5 protein-coding genes are annotated in these 4,534 nt (G+C 60.8%); all 5 read left to right on the forward strand.

The genetic code is table 11. The features are described 5' to 3' along the window. Positions 1-358, forward strand: a 358-nt coding sequence (locus HP547_RS27440; protein WP_372243001.1) for an EF-Tu/IF-2/RF-3 family GTPase, incomplete at its 5' end; no start/stop codon positions are given. 116 nt (positions 359-474) lie between these two features. After that, entirely contained in the window at positions 475-873 is a 399-nt protein-coding gene (rbfA, locus tag HP547_RS27445; RefSeq protein WP_172221613.1) for a 30S ribosome-binding factor RbfA, read from the forward strand. 3 nt (positions 874-876) lie between these two features. After that, complete coding sequence (gene truB, locus HP547_RS27450) at positions 877-1,794, forward strand: tRNA pseudouridine(55) synthase TruB (RefSeq protein WP_172221610.1); 918 nt, start codon at positions 877-879, stop codon at positions 1,792-1,794. Positions 1,795-1,941: 147 nt separating this feature from the next. Further along, positions 1,942-2,211: a 30S ribosomal protein S15 gene (rpsO, locus tag HP547_RS27455; protein WP_016489163.1), complete on the forward strand. Its 270-nt coding sequence runs from the start codon at positions 1,942-1,944 to the stop codon at positions 2,209-2,211. A gap of 251 nt (positions 2,212-2,462) precedes the next feature. Beyond that, positions 2,463-4,534, forward strand: a 2,072-nt coding sequence (gene pnp / locus HP547_RS27460; RefSeq protein WP_172288584.1) for a polyribonucleotide nucleotidyltransferase, incomplete at its 3' end; no start/stop codon positions are given.

Genomic DNA, 4,534 nt, shown 5'->3' on the forward strand with positions numbered 1-4,534 from the left:
CTACGACATCATCGAAGACGTCAAGAAGGCCCTGACCGGCATGCTGGGCAGCGATGTTCGCGAGAACATCCTGGGTGTCGCGGAAGTGCGTGACGTGTTCCGTTCGCCGAAGTTCGGCGCCATCGCTGGCTGTATGGTCATCGAGGGTACCGTGTACCGCAACCGTCCGATCCGCGTACTGCGCGAGGACGTTGTGATCTTCGAAGGCGAGCTGGAATCGCTGCGTCGCTTCAAGGACGATGCTGCCGAAGTGCGTAATGGCATGGAGTGCGGTATTGGCGTCAAGAGCTACAACGACGTCAAGGTCGGCGACAAGATCGAAGTCTTCGAGAAAGTCCAGGTGGCTCGTACCCTTTAAGGGTGAGCTTGCCGCCAAACCCCGCCCTACGGCGGTTGGCGGCACCTTTACAGGTAGCGCCCGGTCAGGCATCAGCTTGACCGGGCGTTTGCCGCTTTAAGTTACAGGTAGCAAGAATGGCCAAAGAATATAGCCGTACCCAACGTATTGGCGATCAGATGCAGCGCGAGCTGGCCGAGCTGATCCGTCGCGAAGTCAAGGACCCACGTGTCGGCCTGGTGACCATCACTGCCGTGGACGTCAGCCGTGACCTGGGCCATGCCAAGGTGTTCATCACCGTCATGGGCGAGGAAACCCCGGACGCCGTGCAGCAGTCGCTGAAGGCACTTAACAGCGCTGCCAGCTTCCTGCGCCTGCACCTGGGCCGCTCGATGCAACTGCGCAGCGTGCCGCAGCTGCACTTCCACTTCGATGAAAGTGTCAGCCGTGGCGTGCACCTGTCGGCGCTGATCGAGCGTGCAGTGGCCGAAGACCGCCTGCACCAAGGTACCGACGAGCCGGACACCAAGGAGTAAGCGGTGGCCCAGGTCAAACGTATCCGCCGCAACGTCAGCGGCATCATCCTGCTGGACAAGCCGCTGGGCTTCACCTCCAACGCCGCGCTGCAAAAAGTGCGCTGGCTGCTGAACGCGGAAAAGGCCGGCCACACCGGTAGCCTCGACCCGCTGGCAACCGGTGTGCTGCCGCTGTGCTTCGGCGAAGCGACCAAGTTTTCGCAGTACTTGCTCGATTCCGACAAGGGCTACGAAACCGTCATGCAGATGGGCCAGACTACCAACACCGGCGATGCCGAAGGTGAAGTGCTGCAGACCCGCGACGTGACCGTTGGTCGCGCCGACATCGAAGCGCTGCTGCCACGTTTTCGCGGCCCGATCAGCCAGATACCGCCTATGTACTCGGCGCTCAAGCGCGACGGCCAGCCGCTGTACAAGCTGGCACGTGCAGGAGAGGTAGTGGAGCGCGAGGCGCGTTCTGTTACTATTAACCGGCTGGAGTTGCTCGAGTGCGAAGGCACCCGTGCACGGTTGACCGTAGGATGCAGCAAAGGCACCTATATCCGCACCCTGGTGGAGGATATTGGCGAGGCTCTTGGCTGCGGCGCCTATGTAGCCGAGCTGCGCAGGACCCAGGCCGGGCCCTTCGCGCTGGCGCAAACCGTCACACTCGAAGAACTCGAGCAGGCCCATGCCGACGGCGGCAACGAAGCGCTTGATCGCTTCCTCATGCCATCGGACAGCGGGTTGCAGGATTGGCCAATGGTCAGCCTGTCCGAGCACAGTGCGTTCTACTGGCTGCATGGCCAGGCGGTACGCGCACCGGACGCGCCACAGTTCGGCATGGTCCGGGTACAGGATCACAACGCACGCTTCATCGGTATCGGTGAAGTGAGCGAAGACGGGCGCATTGCGCCGCGTCGACTGATTCGGTCGGAATGACCGATACCACCCGGGGCGGCTCGAGCCGGTCCGGGCGGAACCGAGGATGGCTGTCAGTAGGCACGGTCACACCTCATTTATTAATACAGGGTTCGTCCCTGGCCTATTGGACCCCGCTTGCGGGATCCGTGTAATTGGAGTTGCCTCATGGCCCTCAGCGTTGAAGAAAAAGCTCAAATCGTTACCGACTACCAGCAAGCTGCTGGCGACACTGGTAGCCCGGAAGTTCAGGTTGCTCTGCTGACCGCGAACATCAACAAACTGCAAGGCCACTTCAAGGCCAACGGTAAAGACCACCACTCGCGTCGTGGCCTGATCCGCATGGTTAACCAGCGTCGTAAGCTGCTGGACTACCTGAAGGGCAAAGACACCACTCGTTACAGCGCCCTGATCGGTCGCCTGGGCCTGCGTCGCTAATAGCGGCCTGGTCAGTGGTGTGCATGGCGTGTCTCATGCATTGGCAACGTTGCCTTGCAGCGTTGTCTTTGAGCACGCCATGCGTATCTGCGAGGCTGGCAGCCTGGTGATGTCGAGCGGTTCTACCGCTCGGCAGCCAGGCTCCCGGCCTCGTGTTGTATCTGGACGGTCAATGGGGCCGACTCCCCGTTCTGCCCAAGAATTCGCAAGAAACCAGTTCCCCCAGAGCCACTGAAAAAAGGTAGGAAACCGTGAACCCGGTAATCAAGACTTTCCAGTTCGGTCAATCGACCGTTACTCTCGAAACGGGCCGTATCGCCCGTCAGGCAACCGGCGCCGTGCTGGTTACCGTCGACAACGACGTCACCGTGCTGGTGACTGTGGTAGGCGCCAAACAGGCTGATCCAGGCAAGGGTTTCTTCCCGCTGTCGGTTCACTACCAGGAAAAGACCTACGCCGCCGGCAAGATCCCGGGTGGCTTCTTCAAGCGTGAAGGCCGTCCTTCCGAGAAAGAGACGCTGACCTCGCGCCTGATCGACCGTCCGATCCGTCCGCTGTTCCCAGAAGGCTTCATGAACGAAGTGCAGGTTGTCTGCACCGTGGTTTCCACCAGCAAGAAGACCGACCCGGACATCGCTGCGATGATCGGTACCTCGGCTGCGCTGGCCATCTCCGGTATTCCGTTCGAAGGCCCGATCGGCGCCGCCCGTGTTGCTTTCCACGAGAGCACCGGCTACCTGCTGAACCCGACCTACGAGCAACTGGCTGCCTCGAGCCTGGACATGGTCGTTGCCGGTACTTCCGACGCTGTGCTGATGGTTGAGTCGGAAGCTCAAGAGCTGACCGAAGACCAGATGCTGGGCGCCGTACTGTTCGCCCACGACGAATTCCAGGCTGTTATCCAGGCCGTCAAGGAGCTGGCTGCAGAAGCTGCCAAGCCTACCTGGGACTGGAAGCCTGCCGTCGCCAACACCGAACTGTTCAACGCCATTCGCGCCGAGTTCGGCGAAGGCGTTTCGCAGGGCTACACCATCACCGTCAAGGCTGACCGCTATGCGCGCCTGGGCGAGCTGCGTGATCAGGCCATCGCCAAGTTCTCGGGTGAAGAAGGCCAGCCTTCGGCTTCCGAAGTGAAAGAAATCTTCGGCGAAATCGAATACCGCACCGTTCGCGAAAACATCGTCAACGGCAAGCCACGTATCGACGGCCGCGACACCAAGACCGTTCGCCCGCTGAACATCGAAGTCGGCGTTCTGCCGAAAACCCACGGTTCGGCGCTGTTCACCCGTGGCGAAACCCAGGCCCTGGTCGTCGCGACCCTGGGTACTGCGCGTGATGCCCAGCTGCTGGACACCCTCGAAGGCGAGAAGAAAGACCCCTTCATGCTGCACTACAACTTCCCGCCGTTCTCGGTAGGTGAGTGTGGCCGCATGGGCGGTGCTGGCCGTCGCGAAATCGGTCACGGCCGCCTGGCTCGCCGTTCGGTACAGGCCATGCTGCCTGCGGCCGACGTGTTCCCGTACACCATCCGTGTGGTGTCGGAAATCACCGAATCCAACGGTTCCAGCTCCATGGCTTCGGTCTGTGGTGCTTCCCTGGCGCTGATGGATGCGGGCGTGCCGATGAAGGCACCGGTTGCCGGTATCGCCATGGGCCTGGTCAAGGAAGGCGAGAAGTTCGCAGTCCTCACCGACATCCTGGGTGACGAAGACCACCTGGGCGACATGGACTTCAAAGTTGCCGGTACCGCCAAAGGTGTTACTGCGCTGCAGATGGACATCAAGATCAACGGCATCACCGAAGAGATCATGGAAATCGCCCTGGGCCAAGCCCTGGAAGCGCGCCTGAACATCCTCGGCCAGATGAACCAGATCATTGGCCAGTCGCGTACCGAGTTGTCGGCCAACGCCCCGACCATGATCGCGATGAAGATCGACACCGACAAGATCCGTGACGTCATCGGCAAAGGCGGCGCCACCATTCGCGCCATCTGTGAAGAGACCAAGGCTTCGATCGATATCGAAGACGACGGCTCGATCAAGATCTTCGGCGAAACCAAGGAAGCGGCGGAGGCTGCCAAGCAGCGCATCCTGGGTATCACCGCCGAGGCCGAGATCGGCAAGATCTACGTCGGCAAGGTCGAGCGCATTGTCGACTTCGGCGCCTTCGTCAACATCCTGCCGGGTAAAGATGGCCTGGTGCACATCTCCATGCTGAGCGATGCTCGCGTCGAGAAAGTGACCGACATCCTGAAAGAAGGCCAGGAAGTTGAAGTACTGGTACTGGACGTGGACAACCGCGGCCGTATCAAGCTGTCGATCAA

The sequence above is a fragment of the Pseudomonas sp. CM27 genome, assembly GCF_013179515.1.
Taxonomy (GTDB): Bacteria; Pseudomonadota; Gammaproteobacteria; order Pseudomonadales; family Pseudomonadaceae; genus Aquipseudomonas.